This window comes from Ligilactobacillus pabuli, from assembly GCF_022836475.1.
Taxonomy (GTDB): Bacteria; Bacillota; Bacilli; order Lactobacillales; family Lactobacillaceae; genus Ligilactobacillus; species Ligilactobacillus pabuli.
In genome coordinates this window covers 25,756-52,080 of record NZ_BQXH01000017.1, presented here as the reverse complement: position 1 = coordinate 52,080, position 26,325 = coordinate 25,756, and the positions used below count along the sequence as shown (strand labels likewise).

Genomic DNA, 26,325 nt, shown 5'->3' with positions numbered 1-26,325 from the left:
AAAGCTCAGACGCCACGAATGGTGCTAGAAGCTGAGCTTCAAAAGATTTTTCAGGCCGGTTAAGCGCGAAAAATGGACGCGAACGGTGGGGAGGGAGAAAGGCCTTCGCCTCCTGGCTCAAGCCTTTCTCCCTCCCCACCGAGCTGTACTAAGCTACTAATGTGATAAATGATATGTGAGAGTGGCTAACTTAGACTTGAATTTTCCGAATAAAAAAAGGGAGTTGTTAATGGTGAAACTAACAAAAAAACTGCTGACGGTACTTATGCCAGTTGTTTTCTTATTAATTGGGGGATGTTCTCAACGGAACAAAGAGGAGTCGAATCAAGCTAGTTCTGCTGAACAAACAGTATATTATCAGGATCTGTCAACTGCGGACCAGAAGAAAGTCGAATTTACTTTTTCGGCTGATAAAGATGAAGGGAAGAGTTCGGCTGATTCAACTATTTATGGTATTTCTGCAGATATTAAGAATACGACCAATAAGACGGTCCAATTCAACCAGGCGAAATTCTTTTATTTAGATGATAGCAATAAACATGTCTCACAACTAGATGGTACAGTTGAAGTCAAACCAAATGCGTCGGTCCATATTGACCAAGTCTTTACCGGAATTAGTGACCAAGAAATCGATGGCAATGGTGCAATCGTCTACTTAAACAGTGAGCACCAGTTAGCGTATACCAAGTTTATTGGCAATGATTTGCGAGCTTCATCGACCAACTTACAGGATCAAAAATTAGTCGATCAATTTGAAAAAGCACGCGCGAACGGTTTTGGAGAGAAAGACAGTGATTCTTCTTCCAGTTCTAGTTCTGCCACTAAAGCGCCAAGTAGTCATCATTCAAATGGAACGGGGCATGGCTTCGGCAGTCATACTAACTTTGTCGGCGATTACGAATTTTATAATTATGATTCGGACAGGCTACAGAGTTCTCTGAGAATTTATTCTGATGGAACGATAATTCAGTATAATAATGATGACACAACTTTCAGTGGGGTAGCAACGATTTATCAATATAACGCCAATAACATTCTTTCCTACGATGTTACATCTGATACTAATGACACCAAGTCAATTAGTTCTAATGTGAGGATCGATGTGAAGTGGAGTAGTGGTGACACTGAAACTTACTATGGTTATACTTCCTACGATGGAGACCAGGTTTTGACCGATGGAGTCTCATATCACGGTTTAGTTAATGAAGTGTGGATCAAATAATAATTGAAACAAAAATGGGTAACAGAAATCATCAAAGGTTTCTGTTACTCATTTTTAGTTGGGTTGAAGTAAAAGAATAAATGAAATGGTGAACCAAGATTAAGTTTAGGTTATTGAAATTTCTCAAGCTTTTTTGCAAAATAATAGCGCCCGGATTTCTTGAAGATTGAGGAATCCGGGCGCTTATTTCACTTTTATACTATCAAACTTCTTGTATGCTAGTTAAAATTTGATTTCAGAAACATATTCTAACTGACGGTGATAGTCTAGTTCGATAAAGTCTGTCGGCTGGACAAAGCCGGGCTTTTTTTCAAAGTAATTCACGCCAGCAATTTGCAACATTTGATAAACAAATTGGGAACAGAACATGATATTACTACGAACGGAATGTTTGGTAACTAAGCCTAAAATATTGTAGGCACTCCCAGTGTCGTTAATTTGTTGGATCGTGGCCAAGATTTTGGCTTTTTGTGCGCGAGTGATACGCAAACGATAAATCAAGACAGATGCATCAGCTTTTTTATGGAAAGCTTGCAAGATCTCAGGATTGAGTCCAGGCGGATAAATCCGTTCACCACCGTTGTAGCTGACGATTGTTTGTAAGTCTTGGTCAAAACTAAGCGAGGCATGATTGAATTGTTTTTGCGTAAATAGACCGATCAGTTCACTGGCTGGGCTGCCAGTGTTCGAAATAATCAGATAAATATACGGGTCATTTAATGATTCAGCTGCTTTTTTAAAATAAGTCTGGTCTAGGCTGCCATTGTTGATATAGCGAAAAGTACTATGACGGTTTAAATCGCCAAAAATTTGCTGCATGTTGTCAGTAGAAAAGACGTGCTTAAAATGTTGCAGATTTTGCAGCGATTGGTGTAACCGCGCCTGATTTTTCTTTAATTCTGCAAAGGTGATCGTCGTGAGATTTTCTACGGAAGGTAAGTAGAAAGAACGACTTTTACTTTTGCTGATGATTTGATCGAGTAAAAAAGGTAAAGGCAGTAAAATGGCAGCAATGACTCGTAAAATCAAATGCTCATTACCATCGGCAGGGAATACAGCCATGGTATAAAAGATAGTTTGAAGAATCAGCGAAAAACTGTATGTAACAACCAGGACCGCTTTAAGCTGAGGACGATACTGCAACATGAAGAGTACTCTTAGAATTAAAATTAATGCAATGAAACCGGCAGCTAGAATGAACAAGGCTAAGTTGCCGAAAATTACGATCACCAGTAAGAGACCAAATGTGGCATAGTCTAGTAAGTACCGGTAGTTTAAAATATTATTCATTTAAGTTTGTTGACACCTCTTTGAAATAGGAACGATTGAATTGCTGATAAAAATAGGTGGTTTAGGAAAAGCCAGACTAGATTTCAATCATGCTTTAAATTTTTTGTGTACCCAGCTTTGAGTGATTTAGGTTCACAAATTTTTAGTTTTCGGCTGATCTTCGATAGTGCTCGGGAGCTAACCGCTTTGCTTTGCTCTGTTTTTAGTCGAGCTACTCAAACCAGAACTTTCCGCCCATCTAAACTCAGGGTCAGTGCCGAAACCGCATTGACTCCTGGGTCCCGATGGTGCTCGAGTTCTCCCGGTTTGCTCCGCTCTGTTTTTATAGTCGAGCTCCGTCAGTCAGGACTTTCCGCATATCCAAGTCCAACCTTCAATGCCTGAACCGCATTAAAGGTCAGGCTCCGATAGTGCTCAAGTCCTCCCGCCTGACTCCGCTCTGTTTTTATAGTCGAGCTACTCAAACCAGAACTTTCCGTCCATCTAAACTCAGGGTCAGTGCCGAAACCGCATTGACTCCTGGGTCCCGATGGTGCCCGAGTTTTCCCGGTTTGTTACGCTCTGTTTTCATAGTCGAGCTACTCAAAGCAACTCCTTCCGCTTATCCCAACCCAACCTTCAATGCCTAAACCGCATTAAAGGCCAGGTTACGATAATGCTCGGGAGCTAACCGCTTTGCTCCGCTCTGTTTTCTATCTTACCTTATTTTGAGCCAAAAAAATAGCGCTGGAGCTCGTGCACCAAGTTTGGAAAAATTAAAAATAAATAACGTTGACATTAAATTAATTCCTGATAAAATGATATAAAAGTTAGAAACAACTAATAAAAGTGACTACTGCTCAAGAAGCAATTAGGTTAAAAAATAGGGAAAGGAGCGGGACCAAGCTACATAATTGGCCTATTGTTTAAGTCAAACTAGCGGCAGTTTATTTTTTAATTGTGACACTGATCGAACTAAGGAAAAGACACCTACGAGGGGGTTAATCATGAATAAAAAACTACTTTACACCTTAACCGCAGGCGCTGCCTTATTGTTGGCAGGCTGTGGGCATAAAGCAAGCACACCTTCGCAAGCCGATTCTGGCAAGTATGCAGAGCACCAAGAGTTACGGTGGACCGAACAAATGACAATTGCCACCGCCGATTTGTCTAAGGCCACTGATACCCTGAGTTTTCAGACTTTGATGAATGTTCAAGAAGGGCTCTATCGTTTGGATAAAAACGGGAAGCCGCAACCAGCACTAGCTGTGTCAACTAAGGAATCGAAGGATGGTCAAAGATACACCTTTACTTTACGCAAGGGAGCCAAATGGTCTAACGGAGATCCGGTCCGTGCCCAAGATTTTGTGTACTCCTGGCAACGAACCGTTGATCCGCAAACCACCGCTCAAGATGCTTTTTACATGGATCCCGTTAAAAATGCGGCAGAAATCTACAATAGTAAAAAAGACAAATCCACTTTGGGTGTGAAAGCCTTAGATGACCGCCATTTGCAGGTCACACTAGCTAAGCCAGTCTATTACTTCAAACAAATGTTGGCCTTTCCGTTATATTATCCGTTGAATCAAAAAGTTGTTGAAAAATATGGAACTAAGTATGGTACTCAGTCTAAGTATTTAGTTTCTAATGGTCCGTTCAAACTAGCCGATTGGGATGGTTCCGGCAAATCGTGGTCCTTGGTCAAAAATAAGTCATACTGGGATCAAAAACACGTTCACCTGCAAAAAATTAAGGAACTGGTTTCTGAAAGTACCACGACTAGCTACAATATGTACAGCTCTAATAAAGTCGATGAAACACTGTTAAACGGGCAGCAAGTTAAGGCAAACGTCAACAACAAAGCCTATGTTAAACGACTGCCAACTGCCACAACACGTTTGGAACTAAACCAGACTAAAGTACCAGCTTTTAAAAATTTGAAAATCAGACAAGCACTTTCATTGGCAATTGACCGTAAACAGTTAACTGACAAAGTTTTACAAGACGGCTCGGTTCCGCTGAAAGGCTTTGTTCCTAGTCAAATGGGAAACAATCCGCAGACTGGTCAGGCATTTAACGAAGAAGCTTATGTCAAATCTGCAGTTTCTTATGATTTGAAAAAAGCCAAGGCACTCTTAAAAGCGGGATACAAAGAAGAAAACATCAAACAGTTGAACTTGAACCTGTTAACTTCAGATACTGACAGCAGTAAGCAAGCAGCGGAATTTTTGCAAAGTAAACTAGAAGATCTGCCTGGCGTCAAAGTGTCATTATCGACGATGCCGTTTGTCCAAATGATCACCCGCCAGTCTAAAAAAGATTACCAAATGACAGTCAAAACTTGGCAATCAATTTTCGCGGACCCAATCAACTTCTTAGACGTTTACGAAGCAGATGCAGCCTACAATACTTCTGGCTACGACAATCCGAAATTCGATCAGTTGTTAGATCAGTCTGAAAATGAATATGGGAACCAGCCTGAAAAACGTTGGGCAAACTTAGTCGAGGCTGAAAAAACTCTGATGAAAGACCAGGGAACGATCCCGCTGTATCAGGTTTCGAAGTCACAATTGTTGCGTCCCAATGTGAAGGGCGTGGTCTTCCATCCGGCGAGTGTACCGTACGATTGGAAGGAAGCATATATCAGTAAATAGAGGAGTGTTAGTATTGGTTGAAATTGATCATGATTTTATTGAACAACAGTTTGTCACTTACTGTAAATATAATAGTCGTTCTGATGCACGAAGCCAGGCGGTCCCGTCAACTCCGGGGCAGGTTAAGTTGGCGAAACGTTTAGTCGCAGATCTGCAAGACTTAGGACTAGAGGCATGGTATAACGAGAAAAATGGCTTTGCGATGGGATATTTGCCAGGCAATAGTTCGCAAGATATTACAGGAATCGGCTTTGTGGCTCATTTGGATACGACCGATTATCCCGCAGAAAATGTCTTGCCTCAAGTTCATCCAGACTACGATGGACAAGATGTGGTGTTAAACGCAGACCAAGGAATCGTCATGCATGTCAGTGAGTTTCCAGAATTGACGAAACTCAAGGGGCAACGGTTGATCACTTCGGATGGTACGACTTTACTTGGCTCAGATGATAAGGCGGGAATTGCTGGATTATTTGGAGCGTTGAAAGCGTTCATTGCGCAGCCGAAAATTGAACATGGCCCGATCTACGTCGGTTTTGGTCCGGATGAAGAAACTGGGCAGGGTGCCAAGCGCTTTGATGCCAGTGAATTTCCGGTGGAATTTGCCTATACCTTGGATAACGGCCAGCCTGGCGACCTGGAATACGAAACATTTAATGCAACAGCCGCCAAAATTGAGATCGAAGGAACGGCTGTACATCCTGGAAATGCGTACCATTTGCTGGTGAATGCTGCAACTTTGGCTAACCAATTTGCCGCAGCTTTGCCTAAGGACCAAGTTCCGGAAGAATCGCAGGGACGTGAGGGCTTTATTATGTTGACTAGTCAAGTCAGCTCGATCGACCATGCCGAATTGCACCTGATCATCCGTGATTTTGACTGGGAGCTTTATCAAGCAAAGATCCATTTAGTCGAGGAGATCGTGGCGCAAATCAATGCTCAGCTGGATAAGCCGCGGCTGACGTTGGAATTAACGGAACAGTACGTCAACATGGGCGATAAGATCCGAGAAAATCCGTATATTGTGAATCTGGTCTTAGATTCGTATCACAAGCTGGGCTTGACTCCGAATGTGATTGCCTTTCGTGGGGGAACTGACGGAGATTTTATTACGGAAAAAGGAATCCCGACGCCGAACCTATTTAATGCCGGCGGTAATTTTCACGGCAAGTATGAGTATGCGACTACGGAAGGAATGGCGTTGCTGGCGGAGACGATCGTCACCATTTGCCAGGAACATGTGGCACAAAACGGACAGCGGAACGAAGCACCATTAGGCCAAGATTAAAAATAACTGTTGACTTTTTAATTTAAATTTCGTAAACTAGGCCATAACAAATAAAGACAAGCAAAGACAGTGCGTAGCAGAGTAATGACCGGTCCGACTTTTAGAGAGCTTCTGGGTGGTGGAAAGAAGTAGTCGCAGGAAATGAAAGTAAGCTACAAGTTGCAGCTATGAAATTAAAGTAGTAGCTGATGGGAATGCGCCCATTACCGCAATGGAGTATCGCTCGGGGCAAGCCCGGGCCGTACTTTGTAAGACAGTTAGCGCGAGTTGGCTGTGAAGATGGGTGGTAACACGCTAAAGCGTCCTTGATCATGAAAATTGATCGGGGGCGCTTTTTTTTGCGACGTTTGGTTTGTTGGCCTGGAAAACAAGCAGATAGTTCAAGCTGCCGAAGACTGGAGGTCGATCACCTTGAGTTGCAGGCTAGTCACCTGAGTGAACGTTGTCTAGGAGCATGCGCCTGGATGAATGGACTGGGGTAAAATCGAAAGGGGAACACTCAACATGGAAAACAATACTAAATTAACAGGGAAACAATATTTAATTCTAGCCTCACTTTTGTTTGGCCTCTTCTTTGGCGCAGGTAACCTGATTTTTCCGATTCATTTAGGACAGTTAGCTCAGGGGAATTGGCTGGCAGCGGCCGGTGGTTTTATTCTGTCAGCGATTTGTTTACCGCTGCTCGCGATCCTGGCAATCAGTTTGACAGAAAGCAATAGTATGTATGACTTGGCGTTACCCGCGGGCAAAAACTTTGCCTTACTATTCTTAGTTTTGACCCACGCCTCCCTTGGATTATTAGTGGCCTCGCCGCGGACAGCGACTGTGACCTTCACGATGGGAGTTCAGCCGTTTATTCCCCAGCATTTAACTCATGTCGGACTACTAGTCTTTTCTGCCTTATTTTTCACGGCGGTCGTTTGGTTAGCCTATCATGAACAAAGTATTATTCGCAATGTTGGTAAGATCTTAAATCCAGTTTTGATTTTGTTATTAACGCTCCTGTTTGTGATCGCCTTTATTTTAAAAGGCCACGATGTCTATTCCTTGGAACTTTTGCCATTGGATGGTCAAGGGACGGCGAACTTTATCACCGGTTTTTTGGAAGGCTATAACACGATGGACGCCTTGGCGGGCTTAGGTTTTGGCGTGACGATCATTGCGGCGCTCAAACAATTTGGGCAAAAAGAGCAGGGCTTACGTTCTCGTTCAGTCGCTCAAGTTGGGACACTGACCCTCGGTTTTGAAGCAGTGATCTACGTTTTACTGATCATCTTAGGTGCATCAAGCTTGCATTACAGCCGGTTAACGACGGAAGGCGGCAGTGCTTTTACGACGATCATGCAACACTACACTGGAGTTTTGGGAACAGCGTTGTTAGCGGTCTTGACTCTTCTGGCATGTTTGACAACCGCTATCGGTTTGATCACATCTCTCGCGCAAGATTTAGGAGCACGATTCCCACAACTGGGCTACCACCGCTTTTTATTTTTAGCAGCGGGACTTTCCTTTTTGATCGCGAACTTTGGCTTAGACCAGATCATTAGCTATTCCTCACCAATTCTGAGTTTCTTGTATCCCTTAGCGATTGCTTTGATCACCTTAGGCCTTTTAAATCCAGTGATCGGCAAAAATAGGCTAATTTATCGGACGACGGTGATGTTGACCCTGATCCCCGCTATTTTAGATGTCGTGCATAACCTGCCGCCAGTCCTGGCAAACTGGCAATTCTTCGCTGCCATTGACCAGTGGGCTAGTCGGCTGATCCCGCTCTACAGTGTGGGATTAGATTTCTTACCGTTTATGTTAGTCGGCTTAGGCGCTGGCGTTTTGTTGGCTAAGTTCAGCCCGAAAACTGTGAGAGAAACGGTTGAAGAGTAACTCTGTATTGATTGGCTGGGACAATTGTGGTGCACGAAATGAGCATAGTCGGCCGAAGTATGCTCAAAAGGCCGAGGGAAATGAGCATAGTCGGCCGAAGTATGCTCGAAAGGCCGAGGGAAATGAGCATAGTCGGATGAAGTATGCTCGAAAGGCCGAGAGAAATGAGCATAGTCGGCCGAAGTATGCTCGAAAAGCCGAGGAAAATGAGCATAGTCACCCAAACTATGCAAAAAAGCTTGTAACAACCAGCTTCAAATTCTGGTGTTACAAGCTTTTTTATTTGTTCTATGATGATTGCTCGTTAGGATCAATGGCAATCGTTTGTTCAGCTTGATGAGCTGCGAGTTGTTGGTCAAATTTGTCCAGTAACTCGCGGACTTGGGTCGTGTTGGTGGAATCCATCATGGCGATCCGCAAGTCTGACGCATAGTTGAAATGGCGGACATAAATTTTGAAGAAGCGGCGCAGTTTCTTAAAGTTTAACGGACCGTACTGAGCATTGAACGTATCGTACAAATCTAGCTGCATCCGCAATAAGCTCAGAGTTTCTTCTAATGAATGTTCACGCGGCTGATCTTCGAAGGCGAAGGGATTTTCAAAAATTCCTCGGCCAATCATGATGCCATCGACACCAGGGTGCTGGCGGACCAATTCCAAACCAGCATTCCGATCTTTAATATCACCATTGATTTGTAATAAAGTCTGTGGGGCGATCTGATCGCGCAATTCCACTAAGCGGTCGATGTATTCGTAATGAGCTGGTACTTTTGACATTTCTTTCCGCGAACGAACGTGCACCGTTAACAACGGAACATCTTGTTCTAATAGGAAGGGCACCCATTTTTCAAAAGTTTCTAATTCGTTAAAGCCCAACCGAGTTTTAACTGAAACGGCAAGTCCGGATTCTTTGGCACTGGCGATTACAGTCGCAGCGTCATCAAAATGACGTATCATGTCGGAACCGCCGCCGTTTTTAATAATGGTGGCAGATGGGCAGCCCATGTTGATATCAACAGCTTGGTAGCCGTGTTCTTTTAAGTCTTTTGTTGCTGTTTCAAAATCAATGCCGCGGTTCCCCCAGATTTGTGCAACAGGCATAACTTCGCCTTCAGCGACATGCAAACGAGCTTGTGCTGAAAATTTAGCTTTGGGGTGCGTGATCGACCGGGCATTAGTGAATTCAGTGAAATACACATCTGGCCCACCGGCGTGCGCAACGACGCGCCGAAAGACGGAGTCAGTGACAGCTTCCATGGGAGCCATTGAGAAAAATGGGATTGTTTTTAACCCAGGAACTGCCGGGTGTTTTTGCGCCTGGTCGACAATATTTTGCCAGAAGGCAGATTTTACTTGAACCATGAATAATATCCTTTCCATGTAACTTTAACTATTAGTAGTGAACGATCAATTGATAGACTCTTCCTATACTAGCGGTATTTGCTCGATTTTTCAAGAAATTTACTGCTATAAAAAACAGTGTGCATTCCATTATTTTAATAAATATTCAAAAAGGTGTATATTATTAGAGGAAGATGTGGTAAAATCTAATTTATCACAGAGCGGAACAAACCGGGAGAACTCGAGCACCATCGGGACCCAGGAGTTAATGCGTTTTCGGCATTGACCCTGGGTTTGGATGGGCGGAAAGTTCTGGTTTGAGTAGCTCGACTAATAAAAACAGAGCGAAGTGAAACGGTTAGAAAGTGAGCACCATCGGAACATAGGGACCAAGGTGGTTTCGGCATTGGTTCCTAGGTTTGGATGGGCGGAACTTTTTGTTTCACGCAGCTCGACTAAATCACAGAGCGCAGCGAGTCGGGAGGACTCACACAGCTTAAATCATAGGGGAAAGATTCAATGGTAACAGGAAAGAAGCTCCGGTTTATTGTACAAGGCTTACTGTCTTTGTTGGTGGTCATTAGTTTGGCGGCTTGCGGGAAAAGTCAGGGCGATGACAGTGTGAAACGCATTCAAGATAAAGGAACGATCACGATGGGGACCTCAGCCGATGCGCCCCCGTTTGAATATATTAGCGTTCAAAATGGTAAGAAAAAAATTGTCGGCTTTGACGTTTTACTGGCAAATAAAATTGCGGATGAACTGGGTGTGAAACTTAAAATTGAAAATGTTTCCTTCCCAGCGTTGGTCACAGAATTACAGGATAAAAAGGTCGATATGGTCTTAGCCAGCATGGTGGCCACGCCAGCTAGAAAAAAGGTCGTTAGCTTTTCAGATACTTACCATGAAGGTTCAAACGTTTTGCTGGTGCGGAAAGCCGACGCTAATAAGTACCAAAAAATCAGTGACTTGAACGGCAAAAGTATTGGTGCACAACAGGGCTCAGCAAAAGAACAAGTCGCTAAGACGCAATTATCCAAAGCACATTTGGTGACAGAAAGCGGCTTAGGAACCTTAACGACTGAACTGAAAGTTGGCAAAATTGATGGGGTGATTTTAGGGGCAGAAGATTCCAAAGCCTACACTTTGAAATACCCAGATACTTATGCCACGACTAAAATCAAACTTAAAACCACCTCTGACATTAGTGCAGTCAGTGTTGGGATGAACAAAGATGATGTAGAATTAAAGAAAAAAGTTAATCAAGTCATCAAGCGTTTAAAGAAATCGGGCGAGCTCGATCAGATGTTAGAACAGGCACAAAAACAGCAGTTAGCTAATAAATAAGCGGGGGACAACATGAATAAAAATACAAAAATCGAAATTTTACAAAAAATCATTCAAATTCCATCAGTCAATGCCAATGAGGCCGAAGTTGCAGACTACATTGCTTCTTTGTTCAAAGCATATCCGCAAGTTCAGGTCGAAAAATTAACTTACGCACCCGGCCGCGATAATTTGATCATCACGATGGGAGATCCAGCTGGCGGGACCTTCGCTTTAGCCGGACATATGGATGTTGTGGCGGCGGGCAACGAAGCCGATTGGACCTACCCGCCATTTGCCGGGACAGTCGCAGACCACAAAGTTTTTGGCCGTGGTGCTTCGGATATGAAGAGCGGTTTGGCAGCCATCGTGATCACTTTACTAGAACTGCTGGAAGAGGGAACTGAGCTGCACGGGCAACTCCGCTTGTTTGGCACAGTTGGTGAAGAAACCGGCGAGTACGGTGCGGCACAGTTGACTAAAGCCGGCTACGCGGACAATTTGTTAGGACTCGTGATTGCTGAACCTAGTGATGAAATGTCGCAGATCGTTTATACCGCGCGCGGGGTGATTGACTACGAAGTGACATCTGCGGGTAAGGGTGCTCACAGTGCCCGGCCGTGGATGGGAATCAACGCCATCGATAATTTGTGGGACTTCTACCATTTGGCAAAGCAACGGCTGGCGAAGTTTGACCATGATGATCCGTTACTGGGCTCCGTCACTCATGAGATCACGAAGATCAAGGGCGGCGAACAGGTCAATAGTATTCCGGCGCAGGCTTCCTACATGGGCAATATCCGGACGATCCCGGAATATCCAAACCAGCTGTTTTACACCGAACTTGAAGCGGTATTAGCGGAATTGAACGCCAAAGACGGCTATGACTTGACTTTGCGGTATAGTTTTCCAGAAGAAGCAATTTTAGGTACGCCGGATACGCCGTTAGCCAAGGCAGCGACCGCAGTTTATCAAGATGTTTTTGGCAAGCAGCCACATTTAACAGGGAGTTTGGGAGCTAATGACGGAGCTGAATTTTTGCAGGCCAAAGGCGACTTTAACAGTATCGTGGTTGGTCCTGGTTCAGAAACTTCGCACCAGGCTGACGAATATGTCGACATTGACGTTTATTTACAGGCGATTGAATTTTATAAAAAACTAGCCTTGAAGTTTGTGGGCTAATTGATAGGAGCGACTTTCCGTAGTAAAGGGAAAGTCGCTTTTTTGGTTATTTTTGGCAAATGGGAGCAGGGGCGCGTCACGGTTGGAATTTTGTTGAAGTAACTGTGCTGGTGGTCCTGATTTTGCTTGGCAGAGTGCAGTCTGGAGCAAAGTTGGGGAAAAGAGGCACCAAACGAATGCAGTCTGGCCCCAAAATCGCGAAAGGAGGGACCAAACGAAATCAGTCTGGCCCCAAAATCGCGAAAGGAGGGACCAAACGAATGCAGTCTGGCCCCAAAATCGCGAAAGGAGGGACCAAACGAAAGCAGTCTGGCCCCAAAATCGCGAAAGAAGGGGCCAGACAGAAAGCAACTGGGTGTAAGTCGAGCAAAGTTCCCCCCAGTCGAAGCTCAACCCACCAAAAATTCCGCCTTGTGACTGCCAATTTGACAGACAAGACGGAATCTTTAGTAAGCACATTTTCTAATTAATTACTACGATGATTTAAAGCAGCCGCGATTTTGTCACCAACAACTTGAACTAGCACCACTAACAGTAAAACAATGAGGGTAGCGACCACGGTAACGTCATTATTGAAACGATTATAACCGTAAGAAATAGCGGTGTTACCCAGGCCGCCAGCGCCAATTGCGCCCGCCATCGCTGTTAATCCGATCAAACTGATCAGCGTGACTGTCGTGACCCGTGCGATTTCAGAACGTGCTTCGCGTAAGTAAACGGTGAAAACAATGTCGGAAAAAGTGGCGCCCACAGACTGAGCCGCTTCGATGATACCATGGTCAACGCTGGCCAGCGCAACTTCGATTTGCCGCGCATAAAAGGGAAAGACGCCCAGTGACAGTGGGACTAGAGCGGCGGTCGTTCCGATTTGGGTGTGGACCAGCAACTGAGTGACTGGTGCAATGAAGGCTAATAAAATAATAAATGGCACGGCTCTGAAAAATGACACTAGTTTGTCACAAAGATTGAAGATGATCTTGTTGGGATAAACTCCTTCTGGAGCGGTTAAAACGAGGCCGACTCCGAATAACAAGCCCAAGATCCCACCGAAGATGAAGGACCAGAAAGTCATGTAAAAAGTTTGGCCGATAGCGGTCAGCCAGCCGGATTCGCCGCCCCAACCCTGGGCGATGACGTTAGGAAAGTATTTGCTGAAAAATTCTGTCATTTATTTGTCCTCCGTTTCAAGTTTTTCGGCCAAGACACCGTGGCTTAATAAGTATTCTTTGGCTTGCTGGCGCGCTGCAGATTCTCCATGGAAAATCACGTAGAGCGTTCCAACCGGCTTAGTCGTCAAGAGGTCGACGTTGCCGTAGATGATGCTCGTTTCGACGTTGAATTTTTCAAATAAGCGCGTGGTGAGCGGCTCTTGAATTGAACGGCCGGTGTAAACGAGATGGTAGATCTCTTCGTTTGCGGCTAGGTATAATGGGTCAAAATATCGAGCGCAGTCTCGGAAGCATTTTGTGAACCAACTAGTTCGCGCGTGAACGGTTCGGCGGCGTTGGTAAAGATGTCTAAGAGGTCGCCGCGTTCAATGATTTGGCCGTTTTCCATCACTGCAACTTTGTTGGCAATGCGCTTAACAGCCTCCATTTCGTGGGTGATCAAGACGATCGTGACCCCCAGTTTGGCGTTGAGATCTTTTAATAGGTCCAAGATTTGGTTGGTGTTTTTAGGATCTAAGGCAGAAGTCGCCTCGTCTGAAATTAAGATCTCAGGGTCGTTTGCGAGCGCCCGGGCGATGGCAACGCGCTGCTGCTGGCCGCCGGAAAGCTGTGCCGGAAACTGATCTTTTTGGTCGGTCAAATCGACTAGTTCTAAGAGATGCTCCGCTTTTTGTAAACGAGCAGATTCGTTGAGCTTGCTATGCTTGAGCGCGAAAGCTACATTTTGCAAGGCAGTTTGTTCGTTCAAGAGATTAAAGTGCTGGAAGATCATCCCAATTTTGCGACGTTTGGTCCGTAGTTCAGCGGCAGCGAGTTCGTGGGTAGTTTGGTCATTTTTTTCAAATAAGACATCGCCGCTGACCGTGACTTGGCCGGCGGTTGGTTTTTGTAAGAGGTTAATGACCCGGACCAGGGTGGATTTTCCGGCCCCGGAATAACCGACGATCCCATAAATGTCGCCTTGGTTGATCGTTAGCGAAACGTCGTCAACGGATTTGATCAATTTTTCTTTTTGCTGGAAGTGCACTTGGATATTAGTTAGTTCGATGATTGGTGTACTCATTTAAAATTCCCCCTTGTTTGTTTGCTTAGTCGAGCTCTCCCGGTTTGCTTCGCTTTGTGCATCTTAGTCGAGCTACTCAAGCCAAGACTTTCCGCCTAACCTGCTTGCTGCCACGATGCATAAAACGCATCATGCCCGGAAGCCTGTTAGTGCTCGAGTCTTAACCGGCTTGCTTCGCTCTGTTTTTTTAAGTCGAGCTACGTGAGGCAAGAGATTCCGCTTATCCCAACCTGGCCTTCAATGCCAAAAGCGCATTAAAGGTCAGGTTAAGATAATGCTCGTCTCTTAACCGCCTCACTTCGCTCTGTTTTTTTAGTCGAGCTACGAAACTCAGAAGATTCCGCTTAACCTGCTTTCTGTCACGATGCTCAAAGCGCATCATGCCCGGAAGCCTGTTAATGCTCGAGTCTTAACCGGCTTGCTTCGCTCTGTGCATCTTAGTCGAGCTACTTGAGGCAAGAGATTCCGCTTATCCCAACCTGACCTTCAATGCTAAAAGCGCATTAAAGGTCAGGTCAAGATAATGCTCGTCTCTTAACCGCCTCACTTCGCTCTGTGTATAAAAAAAGTCCCCTAGATCTGCAATGATCTAAAGGACGAGTAAACCCGCGGTACCACCTTGTTGAATAGCCCCGAAATGCTGGGGCTAAGCTCTTGTTAGTTTGGAAGTTAACGGATCCACCGCAACCATTGCTTGCACGCTGGCTGGCTCAACAGAGTTCATCTTCGTAGACTAGTTAGTTATGTCGTTTCAGCGGCAGACATTCTCTGGAAAACTATTTAGTCTAGTACTCTTCTCTTAGTTTTTAATTAGATTAAAATTTAATGTCACTAAATTTACCATTTAAATCAGGTGCCGTCAAGCTAAATTTCGGCTGAAATAAAAAAATATCCGAATTAAATCTGTTAAATCGCCAAAGAAAGGGCTTTACTTCATGAAACGACGTAGAAAAGACCAGAAAAATAAAAATTTATTTGGAAAAATGCAAAAAAGACTTGCAAACTTAAAAAGTTACCTGTACACTATCATTAAATTAAAATTAAAAACATGTGATGAAGAGAAGGGTAGTTTTTAAGTAGCTTTTTCAGAGAGGGTTCGTGTGCTGAGAGGACTCAAAGTGAAAGAAAATGAAGATGAGCTCCGAGCATTAATAATTGTGCAAGCAAATATTACAGTAAGACCTGTTATCGTCTAGCTTATTGATTTTTAGTAAGTTGTTGAGGTGTTTTTTGTAAAGAAAACACAAATTAAGGTGGTAACACGTTGCTTTCGTCCTTTGATCAGGGGCGGAAGCTTTTTTTATGCACAGATATACACAGGGCGAATTAACCCGGTTAGAAGATGAGCATTAACAGGCTTCCGGGCATGATGCGGTTTAGGCATCGTGGCAGAAAGCAGGTTAAGCGGAATCTTCTGGGTTAAGTAGCTCGACTAAGATGTACAGTCTTAGCTTAAGCAGCTCGACTACAATGCCCGGACCCAAAGCGAAAGCACTTCGTTTCCAACTCAGCACTCAGTACTTCTCACACTTTAGGAGGTTGTTTACCAATGGAACAAGCAGAAAAGATTCAAATTTTACAAGATCTGATCCGGTTACACACAGTGAATGGCAATGAAATCATCGTGGCTCAGTATTTACAAAAATTGTTAGCTCAACATGGGATCGAAGCTGCAGTCGATGAGTTTGGCGACAAGCGGGCTAATCTCCAAGCTGCCATTGGTCAGACCACGGACCCCGCCAAGGTTTTGGTACTGACGGGACATCAAGATACGGTGACAGTTGGGGACCCAGCCGATTGGGAACATGATCCCTTTGGCGCCGAAATTGTGGGTGATAAGTTGTATGGCCGGGGTGCCTCTGATATGAAGAGCGGGTTGGCTGCGGCCGCCATTACGTTGATCGAACTCAAAGAACAAGGTGTGGAGCTGAACGGCAGCTTACGCTTAGTCGCAACGGCGGGCGAAGAGTATGGGACACCAGGTGCCTACCGCTTAAACGAGCAACATGCGATCGACGACGCCACCGCGATGGTCGTGTGTGAACCAACGGACGGTCAAATCATTTACGCTCATTCTGGTAGTTTTAATTATCGCATTACCAGCACTGGTAAAGCAGCGCACAGCTCAACTCCTAGTAGAGGCATTAACGCCATCGCCGGTTTGGTCAATTACATCAACCTTGAACAGGATTTATTCGCTGATGCTCCCACCGATGAATATTTGGGGGACGTTCAACATAGCGTCACTGTGATCAAAGGCGGCGACCAGGTCAACACGATCCCCGACCAGGCGGAATTACTCGGCAACATCCGACCAACCTATGCTTTCAATAATCAACAGGTGATCGACCGGTTAGAAACGACGCTTGCCAAATTAAATCAAGAGCACGCCGCTCAGTTGAAACTAGAAATTATTCATAACTTTGAACCAGTCGAAACTAAAAAAGACAACGAGTTTGTCAAACTTGCCCAACAAGCCGCTCTAAATAACTTCCAAGACCGCCAAGTTGAGCTGCAAACGATGAACGGAGCCACGGATGCCAGTGTCTTCATTAAAAATAACCATCAGCTGCCGACCGTGATTTTGGGAGCCGACAATAGCCAGACTGACCATCAGCTCAATGAATATACAACAGTCAGCTGTTACTTAGAACTGATCAATGTTTATCAAGAACTTGTCAAAGAATACTTAAAATAAGTGGAGGAATTTCAAATGAAAAAAAGTGTGAAGTATTTAATTGGAATTGTTGTTGTAATTGTGGTCGTAGTGGCTGGCTACTTTAGTTTTGGCCATAAATCTACGAAGGAAGAAAAGACGATCACGGTTGGTACCGTGGCACCAACGCAAAAGGATGAACAGATTTGGAAAGTTGTTAAAAAAGAGGCCAAGGATAAGTATGGTTTAACGATCAAGATGAAAGAATTTAGCGACTGGAATCAGCCGAATAAGGCGGTCGCTAATGGTGAACTAGACGTCAATTCATTCCAAACTTTAGATTTCTTGAACCAGTACAACAAAGCCCATGACAATAGCCTAACTTCAGTTGGTAAGACGTTCATTGCACCTTTGCGTCTTTACTCTAAGAAAGTCAAAAAAGTCGCTGATATTAAAGACGGCGCCACTATCGCAATCTCTAATGATGCAGCCAACGAAGCTCGCGGCTTGCGTTTGTTACAGAGTGCCGGTTTGATCAAATTAGCTTCCAATGATCCGTTGGTCACCACCAAAGACATCGCTGAAAATCCAAAGAACTTAAAGATCAAAGAAGTTGACGGCTCACAAACAGCTCGGGCCTTGTCAAGCGTGGATGCATCCGTGATCAATGGCGGTTTTGCAGCTTCAGGTAATGTTTCCTTGAAAGATTCATTGTACCGCGAAAAATTAGATAAGAAGGCTGAACCATATATCAATGTTTTGGCAGTTGCTAAAAAGAAGAAAAATACTCAGGCATACAAGGATCTGGCTAAGGCTTACCAAACAGCTGCCGTGAAAAAAGAAGTGCAAAAACAATACGGTCAGTTGATCATTCCAGGCTGGGACTTGGACTTGAAATAAAGCGGCCAGTTAACTCACATAGTTGGCGTGACTATGTGAGTTTTGTTAACACTTTCTACCATAGTTATGCAAAGTATGGTAGTTCTGACGAAATTTTCTACCATAGTCGTGCAAACAATGGTAGTTAAGCGCACAAACAAAATTTGACAGGGGGACGACCGAATGAAAATGACTTTTACTGCCACAGGCGATGCCATCATCCAGCGCCATTTACCAGCGGATGGTTATCCGGGGATGACAGCCTTTCAAGAATTAGTGCACCAGGGCCAAACGCGATTTTTTAACTTGGAAACGACCTTACACCATTATGAATCATATGGCTCACAATATAGTGGCGGCGGCTACTTGTGCGGACCGCCCGCAGTTTTGCGTGACCTGAAAAAACTAGGCTTTAACGTGACCTCATTTGCCAATAACCATACCTTGGATTATTCCTATGGTGGTTTGGAGAAGACCTTGGCCAACGTGGCCCAAGCCGACTTACCCTGTGCTGGCGCTGGCCGGAATTTGCAGGAAGCCGCACAGCCGGTTTATTTTGAAGCTGCAACTGGCAGGGTAGCGGTAATCGCGGCGACTAGTACTTTTAATCCCGCAGCCATCGCTGGAAATGCCTCTGCCTATTTGCCGGGACGCCCGGGACTCAACCCGTTACGCTTTAAAACGACTTACTATGTGACTCCAGCCGATGCCGCACAACTGAAAGAAATCATTCGCGACACTCATTTGGATGATGAAAATGAATTTTACCGTCAAACGGGTTTTGCACCAGCAGTTCCAGCTGATGAAATTACGGCGGGTGCCTATTCCTTTAAAGTGGCTGACAAACGGGGACAAAAAACGACCGCTGATCCGCGGGACTTGCGCCGTTTTCAGCGGATGATCGCCGAAGCTAAGGCACAGGCCGATTACGTTTTGATTTCGATTCACTGTCACGAAATGCAGGGAATGGATCGTGAATCGGTCCCAGATTTCTTGCGTGAATTTGCGCATCAATGTCTTGACGATGGTGCCGATGCAATTGTTGGCCACGGGCCGCATACGATTCGCGGGGTAGAAATTTATCACGGGCGGCCAATCTTCTATTCACTGGGTGATATTATTTTGAACATTCAAAACCTGACCAAAGCTCCCGCAGATTATTTTGAGAGTTTTGACCTGCCGACGGATGCCACGATCGCAGATTTGTTTGACGCGCAGTGGGCCGGAAATACGCGCGGCATGCACGCTGACCGTGATTTATATGAGGCGGTGGTGCCGTATTGGCAAGTCGAGGATGGCAAACTAACGGAGCTCACGCTGACACCAGTTGAATTGGGCTTTGATTATGCAATGTCTGATCAGCGTAAGGGCTGGCCCGTGATCTCACAGGATAGTCATATTCTAGAACGGCTAACACGGTTGTCGGCCGAGTTTGGCACTGAATTTGAAATTCAGGGAAACGTTGCTCGCTTACGTTTTTGATAAATCAAGACTGGACCATTCTGGCTGTGCTAACTAGCTAGTGAGGGGACAGTCTTGTTTTTTTGTGGACCAAAGACTGCTGGAGTAAGGTCCAGAAATAAATTTGTGGACCAAAGTTGAGCAAAACAGGGTCCAGAAAAAATTTTGTGGACCAAACTATCGGAAAGTTTAGTACGAAACCAGGCCTTTTGTACCAAACTCTTGGAAAGTTCAGTACGAAACCAGGCCTTTTGTACCAAACTCTTGGAAAGTTTAGTACGAAACCGGATCTTTTATACCAAACTCCTGGAAAGTTAGGTACGAAACTAAAGCTATTCTAAGCGAGTACGAGTCTCAGCATAGTCGAGCTACTTGAGGCAAGGGATTGCGCTTATCCAAGACTAAACTTCGATGCCAAGTACGCATCAAAGTCTAGTCTCCGATAATCTCGTCTCTTAACCACCTCAATCCGCTCTGTTTTTTAGTAGCCGGACCTCAGCTAAAAATGGTAAGCTGTTAAGTAATTAAGTAGAAGAAGGTGGGACATGTGTACGGTACAATTTTTAACGCTAGTATGATTGTTTTGGGGAGTATTGTTGGCAGTTTATTCAAAAAGTATTTGAAACCGGCTTATCACAAGGTTTTAATGGAGTCGATTGGTTTGGCAGCGGTCGTGATCGGGATCCATACGGTTTTGAAACCGTTAGACCAGAGTAAACTACCAGTTTTGTTCATTATTAGTTTAACAGTGGGTGGTTTGGTGGGGACGGTTCTGAATTTACAGGGCCGTTTTGACCGGACCGTCCAACGGTTCACAACGAGCGAGCTAGGTGCTGGTTTGGCAACAGCTGTCTTGTTATTTTGCTTTGGCTCCCTCTCAATTTTGGGACCGATCAACGCAGCACTGGACCATGACTATACATTTTTACTGACAAATGGGACGCTGGATCTGATCACGTCGATCGTTTTAGGCGCGACATTTGGCATCGGGATCGCCTGGGGCGCCGTGGTCTTATTTTGTTGGCAGGGCGGCTTGTATGTGCTGGCATTATTGGTGCAGTCAGCCTTAAGTCCGGCTTTACTGAACGAATTGACGATCGTCGGGGGCGTTTTGATTTTTGCGTCAGGACTGGGTGTTTTGGAAATCAAGAAAATTAATACGATGAATTTTTTGCCGGCCTTATTAGTGCCGCCGCTTGTTTTAGGAATCTTACATTTCTTGTAGAGTAAAAGACGGGAGATAATGAGTGTGAAAGTACTTGGAATTTTGGGCTCACAGCGACGCGATGGGGTCACGGCCCAGTTATTGCAGACAGTTTTAGCCAGTGTCGATCCAGTCCATGAAACAGAAACGATTTTTTTAGGAGACTATGACTTCAAACCGGACACGAAAGAACAGCCAGATCCGGTCTTGGATGAGTTGGAACAAAAATTATTGGAAAGCGATGTCTGGGTCATTGCGGCTCCGACCTACTGGCGCGCTTTGTCCGGAAAAATGAAGGACTTTTTTGATTGTCTGCGTCAGCGGTTAGTGCGCTTTGACCGCCACGGAGAAACGCATCCCGACCGTTTCAAACATAAACATTATTTGAGCATTACTGATTGTTACACAGGAACGTTTGAAAACTGGGTGACCGGGGTGACGGACCAGAGTTTTAAGACGATCGATCAGGTTATGACGGCTGCAGGGGTGATCCGGGTCAATGAGATCGTGATGACCAAGACCTGGGGTGTGACGGAATTACCGGCGGCTAAAAAGGCGGAATGTATCAAACGAGGGCAACAGCTCAGCAAACTGCAAACAAAGGATGATAGTACAGTGAAAAGATATTTGCAATTATTTGTGATGGTGGCAGTGATGGCGTTGGCAGCGATGGGGATCCAAGTTGGCTTAGGACTATTGCCGCGCGCTGGTTTTTGGCTGAGTTATGGCTCGTTTGTCGTCATTTTCTTTGCCTTATTGGCTAGTATTTTACATTTTGCGACCTTTATGAAGCACCGGCGCAAATAAACTCAAGGAAAAATTATCGTGCTTTTTAGTTAATAGTTAAGCCTGACTTTCGCAAAAAGTTGGGCTTTTTATAATAGCAATTATTGGTAGTATTTTCTAATAATGTAAACGTTTGACAAAAAAACTGCATGTTTGTTACGGTAAAGTTATCAAGAAGATTAGTAGTAATTTAAATACTGTCAGGTGTCTGGTTATGTAGGATATTAGAAGGAGCGTGACATAAGATGAATAAGTACTTTCTTATGATAATTGGTGCTGCTATAACAGCCGCAGGTATTGGAATAATTGATTTCATGTCAACGGGTAAACTGCTTCAATCCTTATGGGTAACGATGGGTGTTTTTGTAGTCTATATTTTATCGGATAGTGTTCAAAAATTTCTGAGAAAGAAAAAAACGGATAGCTCTAGTGACGCTTAGAATAGCAAACGAAATAGCGAGATGATTAGTTAATGTTTAAAAGATATCGTATTTTTGAACAAAAACATCCTTATATGAGCGCGATAGGAGAAACATTGGTGATAATCGTTGTCGGCCTGGTTATTATCTATGCTTTTACAGGTAAGGTTAGAACCTCAGGTTTGATTATAGTAATTGGACTATTGTTAGGGGAATTGTATGATATTTATATGCGAAGACGTACTGAGCAAAAAAATAGCTAGTTTTAATATGATTAACATAAAGATGTAGTCAGGAATTCTATCATAGAAAGAATTGAACCTACGTGTGCATCTAATTCAGACGCTGAATTCCACGCAGCGAAACAAGGGCCGGTACCCATGCAGGAGTATCGGCTCTTGTGCTGTCTATGCACGGAATTTTTTCGTGCTGTAAGTTCGTTATAACAAGCGATAAAAAGTAGGGCTAGTTAATATTTTCCGATTCGTTTGGTTCTTATTTCTTAGTTTGAAATAAAGGACTGGCAAATCAAACCTTGATAGGGAACAGATGTCTAATTGATCTAGCTGGAATTTATCGGGAACCGTTTTGTTTTTCTAACCTGTTCAGTAATTCCTGGGTGGTTAAAATTTCAAAATCCGTTCCTTGTGCTAAATCCTCTGTAGAGCTGTGGTTTAGATTATAAAAATCGTAATCAAAATATACTTTTTGATTGGAACTCCACTTAAACCAGGCAAAGATCTCTTTTTCTTCACCAAATTCAGCGATGGTTTGTTTGAGCTTTTCAAGTAAAAAAGTTTTCTCGGTATTTAAGTCGTCGCGATTATTGATTGAAATCTCCTCCTTGTAATTAAATCTTCAGGTGCTATTCTAAAATTTTTGCGGTTAGTTTTGTCCCTTATTTCTTAGTGCGAAATAAATGGCTGATCAAGCAAATTTCTGGGCCAAAAGTTGCTGTGAAGGTCTCTTCACTGATTTTTTTAGTTCGTTGACCTGTTCGGGTCCGATTTGTTCAATAGTAATTGACATAAATATCACCTTTTCTTGATGGCGGCTAGTATTCTCTTTTGTTTCCTTTTTTGACATAACTCCAATCGGCACTAATATTATCTTCAACTCGAGCTAATAATGTCGCCAATAATTGAGCTTCCTGTGACGAAAAGTTAGTAAGTGCAGTTTGATTGGAGTAGTCATTTTCTCGTCTGATCGTAGTATAAAGTTCTTTTCCTTTGTTAGTCGAGAAAAGACGTTTATTCTTTTCATTTGCAGAATCAAGCACTCGGGTAATAAAACCTTGTGTTTCTAGTTTTCTTAATGCACGTGCGGCGGTAGAGCGGTCAACTTTTAATAAATTAATCAATTCCGTTTGAGTAATACCAGGTTGTTCCACTATTCTGACCAAATATAAGTACTGGCCCTTCGCTAGAGCGAGGTCTTTGAATTCATAGTTTGCGATTGAATCAAGAGCTCGAGCAATGGCACCGATCGGGCGCAAAACTTCGACCATTTTTCCACTTCCTTTTGTTAAAGAAGAGTTTATCATTTTTATGTTGCATTTACAACAAAAAGGGCTAGTGATTGCTTCCAATCATTTTTTACGCCTGACAGGCCAGCGTTTAACTAGTTTTGCCAGGGAAAGTTTGCTATGCTGGAAAGAGAAATGATAGGGGGAATTCAAGTGAAGCGAAAAGTTTATGGCGTAGTCTTGTTGGGGTTGCTTTTAGGCGGCTGTGCCAAAACCACGGAAACAGAGTCGCAAAAGGCAAGCAGTCAAGCACCTAAAACTGCACAGCATAGTAGTACAACCGCATCAAGTACAACTAGTCGCAAACAGGCTAGTCAGAGCAGTGTCACTAAAGAAAATAGTTCAAGTGCAACAAACTCTGCGAGCGACCAAACGAGCGCACAGCCCACAGTTTATTGGAATCAGAGTAAGGCGCAACAACTGCGGCAATTTATGGCACAGTTTAGTCAGGAGATGAACCAAGACTACCGAGAATATAGCCCGACTCATAATGTGAATCAATATGGGATGCCGCTGCCGCAAGGAATTTTGGAAGATCATCCGCAAAAAACGATGGCGATCAGAGATGTTCCAGTCAAGATCCAATGGTCCACAGATGGTCGTGCCAGTGCGGGAACATACAGCCTAGTAGCGGTATATGCTGATTCGGAAACTCAGGATAAAGGTGACGAGATAATAAGGCCTCATCACGTCTATTTCTTTACCCTGATCGACGGAATTCCGAAGGTCTTACTGACGACTCAAAATCAGGATACTAACGATGGTTTGCTGCATTTTGGAGAAACAGAAAACGTTGCTTTAAAACAGAAATTTGCCGAAATTATTGCTGAATAACAAAGAAAAATCATTTCAGAAGAGAAAAATTCGTGGAATGATTTTTTGTTTTTCCGCTTGAGTTTCGCTATACTGGGACCAAGAATGGAGGGTGAACATGCAGAATTTATCGGAACAACTGCCGGCTAAAATTAAAACCGTATGGCGGATCAGTGCTTTGATCGTCTTTGTTTGCGGTTTGATCGTCTGGGCAATTTTAGCCTGGGTCATCGGCCATTTTGACTGGCCAAGCTGGTTGAATTATCCGGCCGGAATCTTGGTGGTGGGCGGTTTTGCCCTTGAACTGACGCTTGTGCCATACCGATATCGTTTCTGGCGGTATCAATTGACCGCAACTGACGTCGAAATCGAATCTGGTTTCATTTTTCATCAGCAAACGGCGGTGCCGATCTCACGGATCCAAAACGTGACTTTACAGGCGGGCCCGCTCTTTCAGTTATTCGGTTTGCAGACGGTCGAAGTTGAAACGGCGGCGACTTCCCATGAAATTGCTGGAGTGTTGCCAGCAACCGCCGAGCAGTTGAAACAGCAGCTGATGGCGCTCGCCCAACAGGAGGATCTTGATGAAAGCTAAACACCTCCATCCCGCGGCGCTCTTGTACTTTGGCTATCATTCACTCAAGGAAGGACTGGTCTGGCTGTTTGCCATTTTGGCGTTCAATTTTAGTGATAAGTTGACGCGCTGGGCGCTATGGTTGGGGCTGGCTGTCAGCGTTTTGCTGGTCGGGTCCGCAATTTTAAAATACTTATGTTTCCGCTATGAGATCAACGAGCGAGAAGTGGTCTTGTATTCCGGCATCATTTTTCGCCGGCAGACCCACATCGCTTACGAAAAAATTCAAACTTTGCAGACGCACCAGTGGTTTTACCTGCGACCGTTTGGATTATTGTCCTTGCAGATCGAAACGTCGGGGCATTCATCAGACGAGGCGGAAGCTATTTTGCCGGTTGTTTCCCACCAGGTGTTAGCGGAGATCCGCGCGTACCGGGACGTTGCTAAAAATGGGGCGCCGGATTCGCTGGCAAAAAGTGCTGAGGAGCTGACTGAAAAACAAGCAGGTGGGGCGCACTACCGCATCAAAGCTCGTGATTTGAACTTATACGCCCTAACTTCTTTAGGCGTAGTGCCGCTGTTAATTGGAATTTGGGTCATCTATGACCGGGTCACTGAGGTCTTGCCGCAAAAGTACGTCGATTCGACGGCCGCAACCTTAGCACATCAAAGTGTCCTGTTTTTATTGGGACTGGCAGTTTTCCTGTTGGCCTTCTCGTTGCTGGTTTCCTATCTAATGGTGGTTAACCGCTACTTTCATTTTGAAGTTCGGCAAGAAAAGCAACAGGTCATTACCAGCAAGGGCTTTTTACAACAAAATAATGTCACGGCCAGTTTGGCGAAGATCCAGGCGGTAGTTTGTTCGCAGTCTTTCTTGCGGCAAAGTTTGCGGTTGGCCACGGTCCAAATTGTGATTGCTTCTAAGACAGCCGATGAAGAAAAAGATGACAACTTGGTCTTGTTGCCGGTTTTGAATCAGGGACAGGCGCTCAGTCGAGCCCACGAATTTATTGACTGGCTGCCGCCCACCGCTCAAGGTCTGGAATTGGTAGACGGACGCGGCCGGTGGCGAATCTTGCGTAACAGCTTGTTACCAACGGCAATTGCGGCTGCGACTTGTAGCACTTTTTGGTGGCCGTATGGTGCTTGGTCGCTCGCGGTGCTCCCGCTAGCGACATGGATCGGTTACTATGCTGGCACCAATACGGGAGTTGGCCTGGCATCAAACGATGTGTTGTTGGCACAAAAGGGGCATTTGTTGACGCGGAAATTGTATCTGATCCCCAAAGCTAAGGTCCAGTCCCTGAGTCAGAAGCAAACACCGTGGATGAAAAAGGCAGGCTTGAGCCATTTGATCATTCGGGTCCGTGCGGGGAATAGGGCTGAAAGAGTTGAGGTGCGTTACCTGCCAATGGATAAGGTTAGCGGAATTTATGAATGGTACAAACGGGGTGCGGATCAATAGCTGCCCCAACTTTCCCGAAACAGGGTTAGCAATCGCAAAAGCCGCCCCAACTTTCCCAAAACAGGGTTAGCAAATGCAAAAGCTACCTCAACTTTTCCAAAACAGGGTCAGCAATCGCAAAAGCCGCCCCAGTTTTCCCAAAACAGGG

At 44.6% G+C, this 26,325-nt stretch carries 19 protein-coding genes, 1 pseudogene and 2 other annotated features; of the genes and pseudogenes, 15 read left to right on the top strand and 5 right to left on the bottom strand.

What is annotated here, in order from left to right; all coding sequences use genetic code 11:
* Nucleotides 1-229 precede the first annotated feature (229 nt).
* A complete protein-coding gene (locus LPAF129_RS08600; RefSeq protein WP_244056227.1) occupies nucleotides 230-1,222 on the top strand; it encodes a hypothetical protein in 993 nt (330 codons plus the stop codon).
* 222 nt (nucleotides 1,223-1,444) lie between these two features.
* On the opposite strand, the gene LPAF129_RS08595 is transcribed toward LPAF129_RS08600, so the two are convergent.
* Nucleotides 1,445-2,512 (bottom strand): hypothetical protein, encoded by a 1,068-nt coding sequence (locus LPAF129_RS08595; protein WP_244056225.1) that lies wholly within the window; start codon nucleotides 2,510-2,512, stop codon nucleotides 1,445-1,447.
* 986 nt (nucleotides 2,513-3,498) lie between these two features.
* On the opposite strand from LPAF129_RS08595, the gene LPAF129_RS08590 reads away from it, so the two are divergent.
* The 3 genes from LPAF129_RS08590 (at nucleotide 3,499) to brnQ (ending at nucleotide 8,314) form a co-directional block, all read left to right on the top strand.
* Nucleotides 3,499-5,145 carry a peptide ABC transporter substrate-binding protein gene (locus tag LPAF129_RS08590; RefSeq protein ID WP_244056222.1) on the top strand — a complete coding sequence of 549 codons (1,647 nt, stop codon included), beginning with the start codon at nucleotides 3,499-3,501 and terminating at the stop codon, nucleotides 5,143-5,145.
* Nucleotides 5,146-5,158: 13 nt separating this feature from the next.
* Nucleotides 5,159-6,433: a peptidase T gene (gene pepT / locus LPAF129_RS08585; RefSeq protein ID WP_244056219.1), complete on the top strand. Its 1,275-nt coding sequence runs from the start codon at nucleotides 5,159-5,161 to the stop codon at nucleotides 6,431-6,433.
* A gap of 60 nt (nucleotides 6,434-6,493) precedes the next feature.
* Nucleotides 6,494-6,743 (top strand) — a binding site (T-box leader).
* Between the two features lie 194 nt (nucleotides 6,744-6,937).
* The gene (brnQ, locus tag LPAF129_RS08580) at nucleotides 6,938-8,314 is read left to right on the top strand and encodes a branched-chain amino acid transport system II carrier protein (protein ID WP_244056234.1); all 1,377 of its coding nucleotides are present in this window, start codon (nucleotides 6,938-6,940) and stop codon (nucleotides 8,312-8,314) included.
* A gap of 288 nt (nucleotides 8,315-8,602) precedes the next feature.
* Here brnQ and LPAF129_RS08575 read toward each other — a convergent pair whose 3' ends face one another.
* Complete coding sequence (locus LPAF129_RS08575) at nucleotides 8,603-9,676, bottom strand: tRNA dihydrouridine synthase (protein WP_244056216.1); 1,074 nt, start codon at nucleotides 9,674-9,676, stop codon at nucleotides 8,603-8,605.
* A gap of 498 nt (nucleotides 9,677-10,174) precedes the next feature.
* On the opposite strand from LPAF129_RS08575, the gene LPAF129_RS08570 reads away from it, so the two are divergent.
* A complete protein-coding gene (locus LPAF129_RS08570) occupies nucleotides 10,175-11,002 on the top strand; it encodes a transporter substrate-binding domain-containing protein (RefSeq protein WP_244056214.1) in 828 nt (275 codons plus the stop codon).
* Between the two features lie 12 nt (nucleotides 11,003-11,014).
* Complete coding sequence (locus LPAF129_RS08565) at nucleotides 11,015-12,163, top strand: ArgE/DapE family deacylase (protein WP_244056212.1); 1,149 nt, start codon at nucleotides 11,015-11,017, stop codon at nucleotides 12,161-12,163.
* A gap of 466 nt (nucleotides 12,164-12,629) precedes the next feature.
* Here LPAF129_RS08565 and LPAF129_RS08560 read toward each other — a convergent pair whose 3' ends face one another.
* Nucleotides 12,630-13,331 (bottom strand): methionine ABC transporter permease, encoded by a 702-nt coding sequence (locus tag LPAF129_RS08560; RefSeq protein WP_244056210.1) that lies wholly within the window; start codon nucleotides 13,329-13,331, stop codon nucleotides 12,630-12,632.
* Nucleotides 13,332-14,395: pseudogene (locus LPAF129_RS08555) on the bottom strand (methionine ABC transporter ATP-binding protein).
* Between the two features lie 1,044 nt (nucleotides 14,396-15,439).
* Nucleotides 15,440-15,676, top strand: a binding site (T-box leader).
* 268 nt (nucleotides 15,677-15,944) lie between these two features.
* On the opposite strand from LPAF129_RS08555, the gene LPAF129_RS08550 reads away from it, so the two are divergent.
* From LPAF129_RS08550 to LPAF129_RS08525, 6 genes are all read left to right on the top strand, one after another.
* Nucleotides 15,945-17,093, top strand: coding sequence for an ArgE/DapE family deacylase (locus LPAF129_RS08550; RefSeq protein WP_244056208.1), 1,149 nt, complete (start codon nucleotides 15,945-15,947; stop codon nucleotides 17,091-17,093).
* A 15-nt stretch (nucleotides 17,094-17,108) separates the two neighbouring features.
* Nucleotides 17,109-17,951: a MetQ/NlpA family ABC transporter substrate-binding protein gene (locus LPAF129_RS08545; RefSeq protein ID WP_244056205.1), complete on the top strand. Its 843-nt coding sequence runs from the start codon at nucleotides 17,109-17,111 to the stop codon at nucleotides 17,949-17,951.
* Nucleotides 17,952-18,113: 162 nt separating this feature from the next.
* On the top strand, nucleotides 18,114-19,412 hold the full coding sequence (locus tag LPAF129_RS08540) for a CapA family protein (RefSeq protein ID WP_244056203.1): 1,299 nt from the start codon (nucleotides 18,114-18,116) through the stop codon (nucleotides 19,410-19,412).
* Between the two features lie 526 nt (nucleotides 19,413-19,938).
* Entirely contained in the window at nucleotides 19,939-20,616 is a 678-nt protein-coding gene (locus LPAF129_RS08535) for a DUF554 domain-containing protein (protein WP_244056200.1), read from the top strand.
* 24 nt (nucleotides 20,617-20,640) lie between these two features.
* The gene (locus LPAF129_RS08530; protein WP_244056198.1) at nucleotides 20,641-21,402 is read left to right on the top strand and encodes a flavodoxin family protein; all 762 of its coding nucleotides are present in this window, start codon (nucleotides 20,641-20,643) and stop codon (nucleotides 21,400-21,402) included.
* A 224-nt stretch (nucleotides 21,403-21,626) separates the two neighbouring features.
* On the top strand, nucleotides 21,627-21,821 hold the full coding sequence (locus tag LPAF129_RS08525) for a hypothetical protein (RefSeq protein WP_244056196.1): 195 nt from the start codon (nucleotides 21,627-21,629) through the stop codon (nucleotides 21,819-21,821).
* A gap of 1,033 nt (nucleotides 21,822-22,854) precedes the next feature.
* Here LPAF129_RS08525 and LPAF129_RS08520 read toward each other — a convergent pair.
* Nucleotides 22,855-23,307 carry a MarR family winged helix-turn-helix transcriptional regulator gene (locus LPAF129_RS08520; protein WP_244056193.1) on the bottom strand — a complete coding sequence of 151 codons (453 nt, stop codon included), beginning with the start codon at nucleotides 23,305-23,307 and terminating at the stop codon, nucleotides 22,855-22,857.
* A 171-nt stretch (nucleotides 23,308-23,478) separates the two neighbouring features.
* On the opposite strand from LPAF129_RS08520, the gene LPAF129_RS08515 reads away from it, so the two are divergent.
* From LPAF129_RS08515 to LPAF129_RS08505, 3 genes are all read left to right on the top strand, one after another.
* On the top strand, nucleotides 23,479-24,159 hold the full coding sequence (locus LPAF129_RS08515; RefSeq protein WP_244056191.1) for a DUF4767 domain-containing protein: 681 nt from the start codon (nucleotides 23,479-23,481) through the stop codon (nucleotides 24,157-24,159).
* Nucleotides 24,160-24,256: 97 nt separating this feature from the next.
* Nucleotides 24,257-24,733, top strand: coding sequence for a PH domain-containing protein (locus LPAF129_RS08510; RefSeq protein ID WP_244056187.1), 477 nt, complete (start codon nucleotides 24,257-24,259; stop codon nucleotides 24,731-24,733).
* Nucleotides 24,723-26,177, top strand: a complete 1,455-nt coding sequence (locus LPAF129_RS08505; RefSeq protein ID WP_244056185.1) for a PH domain-containing protein — start codon at nucleotides 24,723-24,725, stop codon at nucleotides 26,175-26,177. Before LPAF129_RS08510 ends, LPAF129_RS08505 begins: the two co-directional genes overlap by 11 nt.
* Nucleotides 26,178-26,325 lie beyond the last annotated feature (148 nt).